Annotated in this window: 10 protein-coding genes and 1 pseudogene; 1 reads left to right on the plus strand and 10 read right to left on the minus strand. The window is 46.2% G+C overall.

The features are described 5' to 3' along the window. The coding region (locus EYR25_RS20170; RefSeq protein ID WP_133182974.1) for an IS4-like element ISUnCu8 family transposase at positions 1-1,035 on the plus strand (1,035 nt) is incomplete at its 5' end. A 43-nt stretch (positions 1,036-1,078) separates the two neighbouring features. Here the strand turns inward: EYR25_RS20170 and EYR25_RS20175 are convergent. The 10 genes and pseudogenes from EYR25_RS20175 to EYR25_RS20215 form a co-directional block, all read right to left on the minus strand. Further along, a complete protein-coding gene (locus EYR25_RS20175; RefSeq protein ID WP_023265412.1) occupies positions 1,079-2,998 on the minus strand; it encodes a bifunctional diguanylate cyclase/phosphodiesterase in 1,920 nt (639 codons plus the stop codon). An 8-nt stretch (positions 2,999-3,006) separates the two neighbouring features. After that, positions 3,007-3,714, minus strand: a complete 708-nt coding sequence (locus EYR25_RS20180; RefSeq protein ID WP_023265411.1) for a transglutaminase-like cysteine peptidase — start codon at positions 3,712-3,714, stop codon at positions 3,007-3,009. Positions 3,715-3,732: 18 nt separating this feature from the next. Further along, positions 3,733-4,338 (minus strand): OmpA family protein, encoded by a 606-nt coding sequence (locus EYR25_RS20185; protein ID WP_023265410.1) that lies wholly within the window; start codon positions 4,336-4,338, stop codon positions 3,733-3,735. Next, positions 4,335-5,750: a type I protein secretion system protein AggA gene (gene aggA / locus EYR25_RS20190; protein WP_133182497.1), complete on the minus strand. Its 1,416-nt coding sequence runs from the start codon at positions 5,748-5,750 to the stop codon at positions 4,335-4,337. Before aggA ends, EYR25_RS20185 begins: the two co-directional genes overlap by 4 nt. Before the next feature lie 26 nt (positions 5,751-5,776). Further along, positions 5,777-7,159, minus strand: a complete 1,383-nt coding sequence (locus EYR25_RS20195) for an HlyD family type I secretion periplasmic adaptor subunit (RefSeq protein WP_011715607.1) — start codon at positions 7,157-7,159, stop codon at positions 5,777-5,779. Next, positions 7,156-9,333 carry a type I secretion system permease/ATPase gene (locus tag EYR25_RS20200; RefSeq protein ID WP_133182498.1) on the minus strand — a complete coding sequence of 726 codons (2,178 nt, stop codon included), beginning with the start codon at positions 9,331-9,333 and terminating at the stop codon, positions 7,156-7,158. Before EYR25_RS20200 ends, EYR25_RS20195 begins: the two co-directional genes overlap by 4 nt. Positions 9,334-9,421: 88 nt before the next feature. Beyond that, the gene (locus EYR25_RS21575) at positions 9,422-12,892 is read right to left on the minus strand and encodes a type I secretion C-terminal target domain-containing protein (RefSeq protein ID WP_481882989.1); all 3,471 of its coding nucleotides are present in this window, start codon (positions 12,890-12,892) and stop codon (positions 9,422-9,424) included. A gap of 135 nt (positions 12,893-13,027) precedes the next feature. After that, positions 13,028-15,718: pseudogene (locus tag EYR25_RS21580) on the minus strand (retention module-containing protein); the annotation flags it as partial. A gap of 427 nt (positions 15,719-16,145) precedes the next feature. After that, positions 16,146-17,312: a heme biosynthesis HemY N-terminal domain-containing protein gene (locus tag EYR25_RS20210; protein WP_133182500.1), complete on the minus strand. Its 1,167-nt coding sequence runs from the start codon at positions 17,310-17,312 to the stop codon at positions 16,146-16,148. Further along, positions 17,309-18,538, minus strand: coding sequence for a uroporphyrinogen-III C-methyltransferase (locus EYR25_RS20215; protein ID WP_133182501.1), 1,230 nt, complete (start codon positions 18,536-18,538; stop codon positions 17,309-17,311). Before EYR25_RS20215 ends, EYR25_RS20210 begins: the two co-directional genes overlap by 4 nt. Positions 18,539-18,582: the final 44 nt, after the last annotated feature.

An 18,582-nucleotide genomic window follows, 5' to 3' on the forward strand; every position in this document is an offset into this window, starting at 1 on the left:
ATTCTGGCGCATTCAATCTTGCTGTTTTCACCGCAAAGCCAGCAAGTCGTTGGGCTGATTGAGCAACAGCGTTGGACGCGGGATATCACTAAGCGCGGGCAACGCCGCCAACATGCTACTCGCCCTTACGAGGAAAAAGAGAGCCACAAATGGGAACAAGCCTCCGCCAATATGTCTGCCCGTTTAGGCGAGCATATCAACAAGGTGATTTCCGTCTGTGACCGTGAGGCTGATTTGTTTGAATATCTGACCTATAAAACCCAGCACCAACAGCGCTTTGTCGTCCGCTCGATGCAGAGTCGATGCATTCAACAGCATGCACACAAACTCTATGACTACTCGAATACATTACCGCTTGCAGCGACGAAATCTCTCCTCATTCCTCAGAAAGGCGGAAGGAAAGCCCGGGCGGTGACGCTGGAAATGAGATATGCCCGAGTGACCCTCAAAGCTCCAGCCAACAAACGCACTCAGGCAGACATCCCACTGTATTACGTCAGTGTCGTAGAGCAAAGTCATCGTGAAGAAAAACTGGCATGGCACTTACTCACCTCCGAACCTATCACATGCTCGAAGGAGGCACTGGAGGTTGTCGGCTATTACGAGCGCCGTTGGTTGATTGAAGATTACCACAAGGTATGGAAAAGCAGTGGCACCGCGGTGGAAGAGCTGAGAATGCAGTGCCGTGAGAACCTGGAGCGTATGAGTGTGATACTGGCTTTTATCGCCACACGCTTACTCCAGCTTCGCTTTATGAAGGTATCCAAAGCGGAAGTGGCAGCACAATGTTGTGAAACGCTATTGGGTCAGAAAGCGTGGAAATTACTTTGGCTGAAAATGGAGGGACGTCCGTTACCTCAACAGGCACCCGATATGCAGTGGGCGTACGAGCGTCTGGCCAGATTAGGGGGTTGGAAAGATACCAAGCGGACAGGTCGAGCTTGTGTAGAGGTATTGTGGGAAGGATGGTTTAGGTTACAAACCATCCTTGAGGGTTACGAATTGGCCATGTCTCTCAATCACGAAGACTTGTGATCAAGAGACAGCCCGAAGGAGCCTTAATGCAATGTTGTTCGATTTAGTCGATATTTTCTGGTGGGACAATGAAGCCCTGATAGGCATCCGTTTTTAGCTCATTAAAGCGCTCTAGCTGAGCTTCTTCTTGAATTCCTGTCACTATCACCTGAATATCTAATCCTCTAGCCACATTGATAATCGCACGGCAGAGCTCGCTATTATGTGATGCTTCGTCATAGTAAGAGAAAGATTGGTCAAGTTTAACGTAACTCGGTCTTAGCTCTTGCAGGTAAGACATGGAGCCAAATTGACGGCCGAAGTGGTCTATACCAAATTTTGCACCATTGTCTCTAATGATATTGCAAAGGCGAGTACAGGATTCTAAATCGCTATAAACTCCCGCTTCAGGGATCTCAAAGCAAATCCGTTCAACCTGTGGAGCACTGCGCAGGAAGTGATTAAGCCAGTCGTGGAACTGGGGATCGCTAATACTTTGATGCGTTAGGTTGATTGCCAGTGGCTCATAGTTACGCTCAAGCAGTTTTTGCTCGTAGACTGTCTCAATGAGGCATTTATCGAGTAATGAGCCGAGTGAGAGTAGCTCGATATACGGCATAAACTGGCCTGCATGAGCAAGCTTATCACCCAACTCGAGTTGGCAATAAAGTTCTCTTTGGCTCACGCCATCGCCATTACAAAATTGGATCGGTTGCCAACGAAACTTGAATTTTTTGTTGCTAATGGCGTGGCTAAGGTTATCGCGCCATTGTTCTCGGGTGAAAAGCTGTTGTTCGGTTGTCTCGAACCAATGGAAGGTCTTATTTTCTTTGAGTGCTTTTTGCAGGGCGTTGTCTGCTTGGGCAAGAATATCGGATACCTTCATTTGGCCAATACGTTCAGCGACACCAATGGCGAAGTTTTCATTGGGTTTACAGCCCGCTTTAGAAATTTCTTGGTTAATGGTGCGGATCAGCGTTTGCAGGTATTTGCTAATTTGATCATGCTCGACATCGGTAACTAGGAAGGCAAACTCAAATGCGGCAATTCGTGCAATCACAGAAGGTGTGATCTCATTTAATTGCTGAACTAGTTTTTCGGCCAATAGGCGAATGGTTTCATCGCGAACCTGATAGCCATATTTACTGTGAACTTCTTCGAGCCAGTCTAGCTTAGCTAAAAATAGGGCACCGCTACTCGGTTCGCTTAGCCAGCCATTGAGACGGCTCACCACATATTGGCGGTTAGGCAGTCCAGAGGCGGGGTCTGTGAGATTCTTTTTACGTAAAGTACCAACTTCTTCATCGAGCGATTGGAAGAGTTGTTTAAGTTGAGCTGACATACTGTTGAATGCGGTAACGAGATCTTTGAGTTCTGTGGTCTTAGGCAAGGGCATATCGGGGCCAAACTGGCGCGCAGCAATCTTTTTAGCATGATCAGATAAAGCGTGGAGTGGTTTTAGGATCCAAGTTAATCCTAATCTTGCAGTAAAAATTGCGACTAAAAACAGCAATGAAAAGGCGATAATGGTATTTGACATAATTCGCCATAATTCATGGTAACCAAAACCTGGGTGCGCAGTGATTTCTAGTTGAGCCAGTTGTAACCATCCAGAGGTAATAGTGCTTTCTTTTTTGATTGTCTTAAATAGTTTTAAATTGATGAACCATTGGGGCACATCTTCAATTTTTAGCGGGTTATTCCATTCCTGTTGTTTGCCATCAACCATCCAAGTCAACTTGATATTTTGATAATAGCCGCCTTCAAAAATAACGTTAACTAAGGTTTCGGCAGCCGCAGTATCGCCAGCTTCAAGTGCAGGAGTAAGCATTAATCCAAGCGAAGTACTGGCGTTGTTTAGATCCGATTCCATTTGCTTGGTTAAAAAGCTTTGAGTCTCAGTGAATTGCACATAGCCAAGGCTTGCTACTACTAACAAAAACAGGCTAAAAAGCAGCGAATAAATCTGTCTAAACAGTGTCATCTTGGGTGCTACTCCAGTTTTAATTTGGGTTGTCTTAGGCGATCAACCCCTAACCTATGGTTAAGGTCATTCCATTTTTCGAGTCGTGTTGACGAGCCAGCTAAAACGCCTCGTCCCTGTTCTTTATTTAGCCATAACTGTTTACCGTTAAAACTGTAAACGGGTATGAGATCTTTACGTTGTGTTGCGGGTTTGATGACATGGTCGAGATTATCGAGTACTAGAGGGATGGATGAAGGCGTATCATAGTAAGCCAATACCATATGATACTGATTCACGCTTGTGGCTTTAACCATAGTGATCCGCATCTTATCTTCGGGAACACCTAACTGAAGCAGTGTGAAATACTTGGCGATTGAAAAATCTTCACAATCTCCACCATTGACCCCAATGAACTCCATCGGAGTGGCCCAATAGTTTGATTCTCCCCATAATTTTATGTCATCAACAAAACGGAATAAGTTAAAGAAGTTGTTCACTTTCAATAGCTTTTCCTTTTCGTCAACCGTGCTTGCCTCTGCCAATACTTTAAACCAAGCCCGTGCTCGCATCCCTGCACGTTCACCATAGCGTTTTTCTAACGTTGAGGTGATTTTCGCTTCATCAAGTTTTTGGGTAGGAGACGCATATAGAAAGCTAATCCCTAATGCAGATGCAACAAGGCTAGAGCGGCAGGCTCGAATAAATGCACTTGTACCCTTTGGCCTGCCGTTCATAACCTACTCTGTTAGACCTTATTTTGCGTTATCGACGGAATAAATCGTCCATTTCATATCTGTCGCCGTATCGTCTCCCGTCACTTCTGCAACGACTCGACGATTACGAATTTCTGCTTCGGGTGTTCGTTCTAGAACGACTGGCCGACTTGAGCCATATCCTATTGCAGTCAATCGACTTCTGTCGATACCAAAACGTTCGGCCAGTACCGCGGTGACGGCATCTGCCCGCTCTTGTGATAATACCGCATTGCGTTCGTCAGTACCTGTACGACTAGTGTGACCTTCAATAGTCACTTTAGTCGTTGGATATTGACGTAAGAAAATAGCAACTTCTTCGATTTGCGGGTAATACTCTGGTGCTATATATGCTGAGTTATTAGGAAATAATACATTAATTTCCTTACGCTCATTGATTGATTTGATCTGACCACAACCGTAGTTATCTGTGCCCGCTCCTTTGGCTGTATCATTACAGCGCTCACGGGCTTCGATAACGCCATCACCATCCTTATCGGAAAGATCGTATGCTTGAGTGGTTGTCATATCATCAATATTGACAGTATCACGCATGGAACAACCTGCTAAAAGCGCCACGCTAAGGAAAAGGATTGTGGTTTTCATTGGTTAGCTCCTCCTTCGTAGTTACGTTCGCCACGCCATGCTTCTGGACGAGTCACTTTCAGTGAGTCGAGTAAGCGGCCTGTCGCATTAAGTACACGGTATTTCGCAATGATTTCATCATATTCAGCCTGTAAGTAGTCCTTGCGAGCTTCGAATAACTCATTCTCAGTATCCAGTAAGTCGAGCAAGCTGCGTTGGCCGAGATTGAATTGTTGCGCATAGGCGGACTGAGTGTCTTTGGCTGCGATGACATGGTCGCGAATGTATTGCTTTTGAGGCGCTAACATTTCGTAGGCGTTCCATGCAAGGTTTACCCCTTCAACGACTTCCCTTTGTGCACGTTGACGGATTTCTTTCGCTTCACCCAGTTTGTAAGCAGATTCCTTTTCGCGAGCAAGATCTTTACCGCCAGCGAATAGGTTGTATCTGACTCGCACCATAGCAACGATATCATTGCTATACCCACCGACATTTTGGCTCGCGATAGCACTTACACCATCCTCACCACCCACATCATTATTCCAGCTACCGTTAAGTTCTAACGAGACTTGTGGATAATAATTGGCTTGGGCCGATGAGCGCTCATTTTCAGCGGCACGAATGTCATTTGCTGCAGATTTGAGAATAGGATGATTTTTTTCAGCGTCTGCTAGGCTGCTGTTTAAATCCTTAGGCAACATATCTGCATCAGGAACGGGTTGAATTAAGTCAACGGGTTCAGCGGACACGACACGGATAAACTGGGCTTTAGCATCGAGTAAATTATTACGTGCCGAAATTACGTTAGCGTTTGCACGGGCAAGACGACCTGAAATCTGTGATAGGTCGGCGGTTGAGCCTAAACCTGAATCGGTACGTTGCTTGATTTGGTCATAAATTTCTTTATGGCTATTGAGATTTTTTTCAGCCAACTTCAATACTTCATCAGTACGAAGGTAGTTTAGATAAACTTTGCTGACATCCAATGCCATATCTTCTGCTGCGGCAAGAAGGGCCCATTGGTCTGCACTGGCTTCAAAGCTATAACGGTCAACTTCACTGCTGGTATAAAAACCATCGAATAGCATTTGTTTAAGGCTAATACCAAATTCACCACGGTTTAGCTCAGCAACACCATTGCTATCAACATCGCCGACATTTTTGCGTCTGCGGGTTGATACACTATCTGTTTGCTCATAGCCATAACCACCAGTGATATCTACTGTAGGCATATAACCAGCAATAGCTTGATTCACTTGCTCTTCTCTAGCTTTAAAGCGATTAAAAGCCACACGTAGATCTGGGTTGGTATCGAGTGTATGCGCAACCGCTTGCTCTAACGTTTGGCTTTGAGCCGATAGTGGAAGCAAGATAGCTGATAACAACACAGCTATTTTTGAACATTGAAATTGTCGTCTTACTAAAGTCTTCATTGCAAACCTCCCGGTTTATAACAGGCTTAACGCTCTCTGAGCGCTGTGTCCTTAGCCCTTAAAATTGGATTTAAAATGTACTCAAGAATGGATCTTTGTCCGGTTATGACATCAACGGTCGTTAACATCCCCGGTATAATTGGCATCTGCGTGCCATCGTCTTTGATTAAACTTGATTCTTCGGTTCTCACCTTTATAAGGTAGAAGCTATTTCCCTCATCGTCCTGTGATGTATCGGCACTAATATGTTCGACTGTACCTTTAAGACCCCCGTAACGAGTAAAATCATATGCCGTTACCTTAACGACTGCAGGTAAACCTGTGTGTAAAAACGCAATATCCTTAGGAAGGATTTTGGTTTCTATCAATAGTTGATCTTCGGATGGGACAATTTCAATAATATCAACACCCGGTTGGACAACTCCTCCTAACGTATTGATATGCACAGTTTTGATCGTGCCATTTACCGGCGATGTAATCACCGCTTTGCTTACCTTATCCTGGGCACCAACTTGGGCTTCGTTCATTCTTGATAATCGAGTTTGTGTTTCGTTTAGCTGTGCACGAAGGTCTGCGGCATAAACAAACACCGCCTCACGGCGTTTTAATATGGCTTCATCTAATGCTGCTTTCAGTTTTGGTCTAAGCAGTCTCAATGAGTTTAATTCCCCTTGGGCATCGTTCACTGCGCGTTCGAGTTTAAGTAATTCAACTTCGGGCACAATCCCTTTTTTAGCCAGAGGCCTCGTAAGCTCTAACTCCCTAGAAATCAATTGCATACTGGTTGTTAAGGTCGTAGTTTTTGAGGCAAGGTCATCGATTTCTTGTTGTCTTTGTTGTATCTGACGAACCAGAATCTCCAGTTGGTTGCTCAGATTGTCTAAGCGCCCATTATATTCTTCTTGCTGCCTCCTCACTAATGCAGGCTCTGCTTCTGTAATGCTATCGGGGAATACCAAAGCTTTTTTGGTTATTTTTACTTGCTCACGCCAGTCAGAAGTCATATCAGAGATTAGAATGCTATCTAATTCCGCGCGCATGCGAATTGCATTCGTTTTTAAACCTAAAACCTCTTGCTCCTGTTGAGCAAAGTCAGAACGAAAACGTGTATCATCAATCCTAACAAGGGGTTGTCCTTTAGTGACAATATCTCCTTCTCTCACAAAGAGTTCTTGCATGATACCGCCGTCGAGACTTTGAATGACTTGAACTTGAGAAGAAGGGATAACTTTCCCAGAACCCGTTGTCACCTTATCGAGTTTGGCAAAACCTGCCCATAACAAAAAACAGGCGACCATGGCAGCTAAAGCCCAAATAATTAATCTGTGCCCACTAGGAGCATCAGTCATAATCGCGCCATAAACATCATCGACCATATCTAAATCATTTGCCGTGAGGTGTTTGCTCATTTTCTGGCGCCTCCATTAACTAGGCCAAAATTGAGTTTTTCTAACACTTCGGCTTTAGGACCGTCGGCAACCACATGGCCGCGTTCCAGCACAATAATTCGGTCAACCAATTGTAATAAATGCATTTTATGAGTGATTAGTAGCAAGGTTCTATCCTTGCTAACATTTTGCATTGAGCGGATAAATTGTTGTTCCGCTCGGGCATCTAAACTAGCTGTAGGTTCATCCATTAACAGCACTGGCGGGTCGTTCAGTGTCGCACGGGCAAGGGCTACGGTTTGTCGTTGGCCGCGACTAAGAGACATACCTCCTTCACCAACCTGCTGATCTAGCCCTTCTGCTTCCATGTGAGTGAACTGACTCACTCCTGAAAGTTGTACCGCACGGATCAGTTGATGCTCAGTCACTTGGCGAGTACCAAATAGAATGTTGTCCCTGATTGTTCCATGGAATAGGGTGACATCTTGAGGTAAGTAGCCAAAGTTACGGCGCAAATCACAGGGATGGATTTGGGCAGAGTCGACACCGTCGTACCGCAGGCTGCCTGTTGTGGGTTGGAAGAGTCCAACCAGAAGTTTAGCTAAAGTACTTTTACCTGAACCATTGCGGCCAATAATCGCAACTCGCTCACCAGGATTAATCGTTAATGTAAGCGGATGAAGTACTGGTTTTTCAGAGCCAGGATAACTGAAGCCAACATGATCGGCGTTAATTTTCCCGATTAACCGCAACTTACTCACCAGATGACCTTTATTTTCAAATTCATCTTCTTGGGTCATAAGTTCGTTGAGCTGTCGTAGAGCACTGGCGGTGTGATTGGCGCGTGTTAACAATCCCGCGAGTTGCGCCATTGGAGCTATCGCCCTACTTGATAACATAACAGCCGCAATAATGCCGCCCATGGAAATTGCATTATCCGACACACGGTAAACACCTAAAATTACCACGCAGACCACGGTAAATTGCACGATAAAGTTAGCGAAATTAGAGACTGAATTTGAGAGCTTTTTCGAGCGCAATTGCCAGTTAGCACTATGGCCAATCATCTGTTGCCAGCTTTTTTGCACAATCCCTTCTGCTCCGTTAGCCTTAATCGACTCAAGTGCAGAGAGACTTTCAATCAAATGTCCATGTTTTAAGCTGGAGAATTTATTACCTTCTTCGATAGCCGCTTTTAACTTGGGCTGTGTATACAGCGTAAAACCAAGAATGATCAAGCCTCCAACAACTGGAATAACAGCTAAATCCCCAGAAACGATATAAATGACAATCAAGAAAAATAATGCAAAAGGAAGATCAACTAAGGTTGTAATCGTCGCTGAGGTTAATATTTCCCGAATACTATCAAACTCCCCAAGTTGTTTTGCCATGCCTCCAACACTGGGAGAGCGTTTTTCAAGCGGTATACCAATTGCTTTGGCAAAGAGGCGAGATGATACGATGATATCTACTTTTTTACCTGCTACATCAATTAAATAGCTTCTTAGTTGACGCATAACAAGGTCAAATAAATAGGCAATCGATGCACCAATTGCTAATACCCAAAGTGAATCAAATGCAAGGTTAGGTACGACTTTATCGTACACATTCATGATAAACAGCGGAGAAACCAACGCGAAAATATTCACGAGAATCGAGGCTATTAAGGCATCACGGTAAATGGGGGCTGAGTCTTTGAGAGTTTGGACTAACCAGTGGGTTTTGTTGTCGTGTAAATAGACATCGAACCCCATGTCCCCACGATATTCTTGTTTAACGAGAAATAGATAGCCCACATACAGAGTTTCAAGCGATTCTATTGTGAGTATTTCCTCGCCCCCTGTCTCGGGCATTTGAATGACAGCTCGATCGGATTCGATGTCAAACTCCCGCAAAACACAGGCTTTTTTATCCTTTAATAATAAGATGCAGGGTAGCAGTATTGGCGATATCTCATTTAAACCTTTACGAGATAATTTGGCCGCTAATCCTGCGCGTGATGCTGCCTGAGGGAGCAGATCGGGTGTTAGTACCGCTCCAGACAAAGGCAAGCCTGCCGCAAGTGAATCACTTGAGCATGGATTACCAAAATGTTCAGTAAGGAGCACTAAACAATCTAACAGTGGATCTACTATTACTCGCTGTGAAGCGGAAATAGTCCACTGTTCAACTTTTTCAGAAGCTGTAACAGGCACCTCTTATCTATCCTTTGATTTTTATTTAATTATCAGAAGTATCGGTCATGATGGCCTATATTTCTATAGGCCATCCGAACTGATTTTATTAAGGAATCATAGTGCCATTATTATGAGGGTCTATCAGTGGCGTCACTCCTTGTGGTGCATCTGGTGTCACGGGCGCTGCATCGATAATGAGTGGGCCATTACCATTAGTACCAAGTAATCCATTGATAATACCTGCATTATCTGTCGCACCATATTGGCTATAGAGGTTAACCCCATCGAGCACGATATGCTGATCAAATACACCATCCTTGTTAGCATCGATATCGATAACGGTAGAACCATTGCTATCTAAGCTAAAGTTCAGATAGCTTTCTAACGTGCCAGCCGTTTCTCCTTGGAGTAAATCACTCAGATCGAGCTTATCTTCACTCACATTGAAGTCCATGATGTGGTCTGTGCCTTTGTCAGCATCCGCATAGCGCCATACGAAAGTATCATTACCACTATCACCACGTAGAACGTCATCACCAAGGCCACCGATCAGAGTGTCGTTACCTGCACCGCCAATCAAAGTATCGTTACCATTGCCACCATAGAGAGTATCTTTACCAGCACCTCCATCCAAATAATCATTGCCGCCCTGACCGAATAGAATGTCATTACCAGCACCACCCAAAATGATGTCTGCTTTGTCGTTTGCACCAGATTGGTCAAACTCGTCACTATGTTCACTGATGTATCTGTGAACTTGGGCATCACTAGCATCAGCTATACCTAGCTTATCGGCAACGTAGGCTTTAATAGCGGCGAAGCCTTGGCCACTAATGCCAGTAAAGTGTATCGCATCACCAAAGATGACATCATCTCCAGCACCACCATCAAAACGATCTGCGCCTGGTATGGCGTTAACTTGGTCGCCAAGAATTGCATCGGCTAGATCATCAGCATCAACATTCGTTTGAACATTATCATCAGAGTCATAAGGTAATAGGTCATCCTCATCGATGTTCGAACCCATGCCGATGGCTTGAACCGTGACGCCTAGGCTTGAGAGCAATGCAAAGCCTGCTTGGGAATTTGATATAGTATCCGCGCTGGAGTCTCTACCATTACCAGCTAAAGCATAGTACTGATAGTTACCTTGGGCATCGGGTCGCATTGCTCCAACAGGGCTCCGGCTCACGCTGTTGAAGACGTCTACGCTGAAAACATTACCATTTTCGTCAATCACCACATGTCCGTTAACTGTATAGACTTGGCCGAATACGTAGCCACTGCCGATGAGTTGTGACAAGCTACGATCATTATTGCTCCCCCAAGTGTCGTATACCAGTGGGTTACCACCAGGAACAGCATTGTAGTAGGTTGGTTTGCCGTCGGTAATAAAGAAGGCAAGATTAGTCGCCCCACTATTATTTTGGGCATCACCATTGGCGAACCAGTTGGCCGTAGTTGTGAATACATCCTCATAGTTGGTGCCGCCGCCGCTGCTCATATCATCTAAGGCATCTTGAAGAATATCTAATGCATTGGGGTCACTAAGATCTACACTGATGCTGCCCTTGGCGTGAGTATCAAAATCAACCAAGAAAATTTTCACCGTACCACTTTGTTGGCCGCTTGCACTGTCTTTGAGGGTTTCCAATACCTGAGCCAACTGCAATTTCATCGTCTCTAGCGTATCAGCGTTAATACTGCCTGAGCTATCGACCATAAAGGCAATATTGTAGTTTTGACCTGGCAGAACAATGCTACCGTCAAGGTCTCCCACAACAATATTGTGTTCGCTGCCAAAATTGACATTTTGGTCTCCTGGCTCACCTTCTGTGCCCTTGAAGTAATCAAGACGGATGGTATCTTCACCCGTTGCAGAATTAGTGAGATCGGTCCCTTTCTCTCTGGCAACCGCTTCAACTACCAAGTCAACCTGACCTGCACTTGTTCCTGGAACGCGAATTGTGACTCCAGTCAACGTAGCGTCCAGTGCATTTTCAGCCCAGAGATTGCCACCAGTCCAGCCATCAGGGCCGTCGTAATCTAGCAGTAGCTTGCCATCATTGTCAGCTACACCGAGTAGTTGTCCGTTGTAGAACACTTGTGTGCCAGCAGGCAAACCACTCAATTCAATGGAGTCGAGCAATTCGCTGCCGTCACGATCAGTTAGAGATGCATGGATTTCAACTGGGTAGTCAACATAGGTTGGCTGAACCATGACGAGCTCACCAGTGTTCTTGTCCAATTCATAAATGCCGTCATCAAATTGGATATATTCGATATCGTGCAGTGCTTTTGTTATTGTTTGTCCGTGCTCAATTGTTGTGAAGTTGAACCAGTTGTCCCACTGTGAATATCTATAGTCTTTTGTGATGATATAATCAGCGCGATTGCCCATAAGGACGGCAATATCATTCCCTTCGCCACCATATAAGCTATCTTGGCCAAGTCCTGCGACTAGGATATCATTGCCAGTACCGCCATTAATTGTATCACCTTGAATAGCATCTCCGCCGACTAGCACATCATTGCCAGCATAACCAAGCAAGTGATCTCCACCGCCATTCGTGCTAACTATGTGATCGTTTCCAGTCGAACCATATACTGTATCTTGGCCACTGGAAGCATCTGTTTGTTTAGCTCCAGTATTGAATGGTTGGTGAGTAAAATCGCCATTGCGGAACTGTTCAGTTGTAATTCCTGAGCTGATGAAACCACTGTAAAGTGGTGTGCCATTAGCGGTCAGTATCACGTCAACCAATGGCTTATCGGCAACTGGTTGTACTGTAATATTGAGTGTTGCCGTATCTCCCGTATTAGTCGTGTACGTAACAGTGGACACATCGCCTGACCAGTGTTGATTAGGTATAAATTTGAACTCTCCATTAGCTTGTATTAGCAAGCTACCTATGGAGAGGGCCACTGTTTGACCTGCATTGAAGCTTGTTAGTGTACCGTTATACATGACGGTAAAGCTGACGATACTTGTATTACTTGAATGGTCGTTAGTCAAAAGTTGACCTGTTACTAACTGATCTTCTTGCTCGGTAAAGCTATCGTCTTTCGCATAAATGACAGTCGCCTGGTCACTGCCCGGCTCGGAGACGTTGCCCGCCTTGTCGGTCTGGGTTGCACTTACCGTCAGTGACTGGCCATCCGCCGGGGTATTCTCGGTCCAGCTGATGGTGCCGTTGTTGTAGGTAAAGCCTGTCGCCGGAGTGCCGTCAGCAAACTGCAGCGCGCCATTCACCAGCTTCAGTTCCACATTGGTGGTCGCGGTGCCATTGACGATAGTCAGGTTCACGTGACCGCCTTCAGCAAAGTCGGCATGGTTGATGGTGACTTGGAGCTGTACGCCATCACCGTTGATTTCGGCTTGCGTGAGTGAGCCATCACCTGGATTGCCGTCATCGACGATCAATACGGTCGGTGCAGTGGGTGCTGTGGTGTCTATTGTTACAACGTCGCTGGCATTATCGGTGTTACCTGCAGGATCTGTGACCGTAGCTGTTAAAATCAGGGTCTTGCCTTCATCTGGGGCATCGACCGCTAAACTCAGGCCGTTATTCAGCATGTCCAGAGTGACGGTACCATTAAACAGCTCGTTACCATCTTGGTCGACAATTACTAAGGTATCGCCGATGGAGGTACCTGCACCGAGGGTGACTTGGTAGTTCACTTGACCGCTGAGTTCGGCGCTGCTGAGCAGGCCGTCGTTGTTGGTATCTTCAGTGATTGTGAGGTTAACTACTGGAGCATTGGTGTCAATCACCACATCTTGGGTGACGGTTTTGCTGTTGCCAGCGGCGTCAGTGACGGTGGCGACCACGGGGTAGGTGCCGTCAGGCAGCACGGTGCCAGTCAGGTCGACACTCCAGTTACCTTGTGCATCAATCACTAAGCCGTTGGCGGTGGTGTAAACCACACCATTGATGGTGACGGCTAAGGTGCTGTTGTCATCCAAATCGACGGTACCTTTGAAAATCAGGGTGTTGTCGTTGGTGATAAAGTCACTGCTGGAGCTGCCGGTGTCTTCGGTGATGGCGGTGATGGCCACGGNGTTNCCGTCACCGTCTTGGTCAATCTNGGTGTCAATCACCACATCTTGGGTGACGGTTTTGCTGTTGCCAGCGGCGTCGGTGACGGTGGCGACCACGGGGTAGGTGCCGTCAGGCAGCACGGTGCCGGTCAGGTCGACACTCCAGTTACCTTGTGCATCAATCACTAAGCCGTTGGCAGTGGTGTAAACCACACCATTGATGGTGACGGCTAAGGTGCTGTTGTCATCCAAATCGACGGTACCTTTGAAAATCAGGGTGTTGTCGTTGGTGATAAAGTCACTGCTGGAGCTGCCGGTGTCTTCGGTGATGGCGGTGATGGCCACGGTGTTGCCGTCACCGTCTTGGTCAATCTTGGTGTCAATCACCACATCTTGGGTGACGGTTTTGCTGTTGCCAGCGGCGTCGGTGACGGTGGCGCTGACGGGGTAGGTGCCGTCAGGCAGCACAGTGCCAGTCAGGTCGACACTCCAGTTACCTTGTGCATCAATCACTAAGCCGTTGGCGGTGGTGTAAACCACACCATTGATGGTGACGGCTAAGGTGCTGTTGTCATCCAAATCGACGGTACCTTTGAAAATCAGGGTGTTGTCGTTGGTGATAAAGTCACTGCTGGAGCTGCCGGTGTCTTCGGTGATGGCGGTGATGGCCACGGTGTTACCGTCACCGTCTTGGTCAATCTGGGTGTCTACGCTGCCGTTATCGCTGGCTTTTCCTGTATTACCCGCTGGATCGGTGACTGAAGCCTCTGCAGTGTAGCCACCTTCAGCGATGGGGTTGGTCACATCAACTACATAAGTTCCATCTGGGTTAACCGTCGTTGTAAGAGTTTGTTGTGCTCCCGTACTGTCGGTAACAACGATAGTGATAGTACTACCTGGAGGAGCATCGGTTGTACCAGTGATAGTGGGCGTTGTATCTTGCGTGTCATCAGGCGCACTCACAGTGATCACTGGACCTGTAGTATCCAGAACTGCGGAATCACTGCCTTCTGGCGAGGTGTTCCCTGCTGAATCTGTTATAGTTGCAACGACAGTGATTGTTTCACCTTCAGCAGGAGCTGGAAGCGTTAGATTAACAAATCCATTATCTATGTCTTCCTGCGTTAGGATGTAATCAACACCATTAACTGTGAGCGTATCTCCCGCATTCGCGCCAGTACCCTCTAAGCCAATAGTGACATTTACTTCGGTTGCTCCACCAAGTTCTTCATTACTGATGAAGCCGTCATTGTTAGTGTCTGTAGTGATAGTGACACTAGGACCGCCATTTGCAACCGGAGTGATATTAATCGTTAATGTTGCAGTTGAACCAGTATTGGTGGTGTAAGTAATGACGGGTACTTGGCCATTCCAGAATTCGTTAGGTGTGAATGTGTAGGAGCCGTCGGCATTGATGACTAAGCTACCGCCTTCTAAAGTAACTGTGGTGCCAGCTGCAACCGTTTGACCGTTGACTGTAAAGCTGGTCACGGACAGTTCATTGTCCACATCGCTATCGTTATCAAGCACATTACCTGTCGCCACGGTATCTTCTGGCACGGTATTGGTGTCGTTTGCTAGTACCGATGGGTCATCCACTGGCGTGATATTAATGGTTAATGTCGCAGTTGAACCAGTATTGGTGGTGTAGGTGATAACAGGAACTTGACCGTTCCAGTTTTCATTTGGCGTGAAGGTGTAAGAGCCATCGGCATTGATGACTAAGCTACCGCCTTCTAGAGTAACTGTTGAACCTGCCGTAAAACTTGTACCGTCAACACTAAAACTCACCACACTTAAAATTGTGTCAGCGTCAGTATCGTTATTGAGCACGTTACCTGTGGCTACTGTATCTTCATCAACGGTAATACTGTCGTTTGCTAATACTGAGGGAGAGTCTGTCGCAATAGATTGATCTGGCGTGTTACTAGCAATAGCCGCAAGTGTTTGTCCTGATGTGCTATAGCCGGATGTTGCAATCGCTTCGGCCCCATCACGGGCAAGACTTACGTAACCGGAATTCCCATCACTGGCAGGGGCATTGCCTGCAGCGGTTTCAGGTAAGTTTTTCGTTGGGTCTTCACCTGAAGCAATAAGATCTTGTAATGCTTGGATTTCATCAGGTGTTGCTTCAGCGTTTGTTGGGGTAGCTGCTGTAATAGCTGGCGCTGCCTCGTTTGATAACTTAGTGCCATCATCAAAAGTGATTTCGTAAGTGGCATTTTCACCAATGTGGAGAACGGCACCCTTTGGGAGTTGTTCGCCATCCTTAGCGGGTTGTTTTGAACCATCAACTTCGATATTGATCTGCCCATTAACTAACTTGAGCAAACCTTTCTTTGATGTAATTACCGATCCCATAATTAGCTCCCAACAGCCAAAGTGTGTTAATCCGAAGAAGCACAAATTCAACAAAAATGCAGAATTGTGATACAAGTGGTGAAATTTTAGCTGGGTAAGTAGCGCAAGTCAATTTTTTGACGCGCCTAGATGGCTTGCTGTGACTGGGTTTTACGGGAGGAGAGACTGAATAATGTCGTTTATAAACCAAAAAACTAGATGTTGTATCTTAAATCACAAATGCAACTGTATCTAGTGTCATTGATTTCTATGTTTAAACATTTTTATAACAATTTGTGCTTGAAATAGATATTAAAGTTTTATGAATTGTTTGAGATGTGCAAGAGGTTGACCGCCAACTTCAGTTATTAACCAATAAATTTGCTTAGGCAATACCTGCTCAACAAGCATTGTCGCAACCCGCTAATGGGGCTGCGACGGCAAAATATTATAGGTTTACCGCTTGGCGATAGCTTTGATTAGCGTTGCCTTGTTCACCTAATTGCTCTTGAATGCGTGCTAGCGCAAGCCAAGAGTCTTTACTCGGGGCAAGGCGACACACATTCTGCCAGCAGGTTTTCGCTTCTTTCATGTCGCGGGTTTGTTGATACAGCAGTGCTAAGCATTTTTGGTAATCAGCATTATTCTCATGGGTGATTTCATGCTTGAGCAATTGCTTGCGGATCTCTTCGTCATGGGCGGTGACGATCTGTGGGATCACTTCTAACAGTGCTGACTCTGGCGAGCTACGTAGCTTTTTCGAGAGTAATTTAAGCGCTTGGTCTTTACGATTAAAGCGGCATAAGCCCATGGCGTAAATCGCTAAAAACTCAGACTGGTTACGTTCATCGCGTGAAAGCCATTGCCAGCATTGCTCTAGGGCATCTTCCCCTTTAAGACTCGCCGCTTTTAATAGGGCGCAATGGGTTTCAACGCTTAGTGCAGTTAACTTTGCATCATCTAGAATTTGGCGTTTCTTCAATATTGGCAGCAATAGCTTAAGTGCTTCCCAGTCTTGTTGCGCGCGATATAACTCGAGGGCGAGTTTCAGCACTGGGGCTTTACTCTTACTGGTTGGAGCTAACTTATCGAGTTCCGCTCTGGCTAAGGCTAATTCACCTTGTTTGAGTAAATAACGGGTACGAGTGGTTGCTACCGCATTGGCCGTCATAGGTTGGGCTTCTGCGCGGGCAAGATATTGATCTCGCTCTGCAATTTTATTTTGGTGTTGCGCGGCGCGTGCTGCGGCTAACAAATTTAATGCGGGCAGTTCACCGTTGTCGGCCCCTTTAATCATGGCGCGCTCTGCCGCAGGCCAATCTTCTTCGGCAATGGCAAGTGCGCCGATGAGGGTGTGTTTTTTAGCGGAGCGGCGACGCCAATGTTGCGGAATAAAACGGCTACGTAGCAGTAGATTAATCACAGTGATCACTAGCCATTCCAGTATTTGGAATAGGGCATAGAACACGATTAACATGATGATCCCAAAGACTAAGCTGGTCTCAAGTTGATAGTCACCCGCTGCGATATATACATAACCCGTATTACCAACAATCCAGGGGCTGATACATAGGCCTAAAAGTATAATACCAAGAAATATTAATACCTTAATCATAGCTGTGGTTCCTCTGAAGAGGTGAGTTCACCATAGCTGGTTAACTGTAATAACAGCGGTTTAGCGGCAAAGGATTTCAGGGTGATCGGGTCAAGCTCGAGTATTGCCAACTTGTCGATTTCGGCAATCGCTTCACTAGTTTGATGGGCTTGAACATCAAAATAGGTTTGGATCCACTGGCGCGCCATCATCAGTGATTGATGATAAGCGGCTCTATCATAGCGATAGAGTGCCAGTTGTGATTGCAGCAGTTTATGGCGGATATTCTCAACCAGATACCATTGTTGCTCTGGAGCAAGTAGGGCTGGCGCATCGGCGGTTCTGTGGCGAATGGTAATAAAATCTTGGGTCAACGCCTTCCAAGTTTTACTTAGATTGCTTTGCCAATCATTCAGATCGCCAGAAATGGCGGTATCTTCAGTGGCGCTTGCATCAGCATCGGCACGGTTTAGCGGTAATTTGTCGAGTTGAGCGATTAAGGCATCGAGTGCTAGTACACCACCTTCAATATCCACACTCTTAATATTGGTAGTCGCAGCAATATCCTTGGCCAGTGCCTTACGGATTGGCAGTAAGGCTGGGTTGTTCATCGCGGCAATGGTTTCGTCGGCTGACTTTAATAAGTCGGTCGCCGTGCGCGGATCTTTTTCGAGCCAAAGTTTACGACCCGCCATGTTCACCAAATATTCGGCTTCCGAGGCCATCCAGTGGGTTGGGCTACGTTGGGCCAGCTTATTTAATCTGTCCTGCAACTGGCTTTGGTCCGTGGCGAGTTTCGACAATTCTTGGAAGGTTTTGGCATCGGATAGTTGTTGTTGCTCAAGCTGTGCAATGCGCTGATTCGGGACGAGTAAAGCCTGCTGCAACTGATCTTGCAGGGCTAGATTTTTTGTCTCTTGCAATTGAAGCTGTTGCTGCATTTGTTGATACAGCAAATAGCCGCCACCTATGGTGCAAACGGTTAAGCCTAAGGCCAGTAACACACCGAAACGAATCGCCCAGGAGCTGCGATTCACTTGCAACACTTGGCGAGCCGCTTGAGTCGATTCGGGTTTGCTGGCTTGCGGCTTAGTATCGGCAGGTTTAACGGCTTTATCTTCGAGTTGATTGGCCTGGGGTTCAGAAGCTTGGGTCTGTGGCGCAGCGTCATCGGTATTGACCGACGGAGCGAGAACTGGGGTAGCCTGTGACTCTGGGCTTTGGGCGTCGTGCTTGTTGTTATCCATTTAACAGTCCTTAAAATCATGCTACTGCCGAAATTCGAGTAAAA

Origin of the sequence: Shewanella decolorationis (assembly GCF_004354305.1) — a bacterium.
In the GTDB taxonomy this organism is placed as follows: domain Bacteria; phylum Pseudomonadota; class Gammaproteobacteria; order Enterobacterales; family Shewanellaceae; genus Shewanella; species Shewanella decolorationis.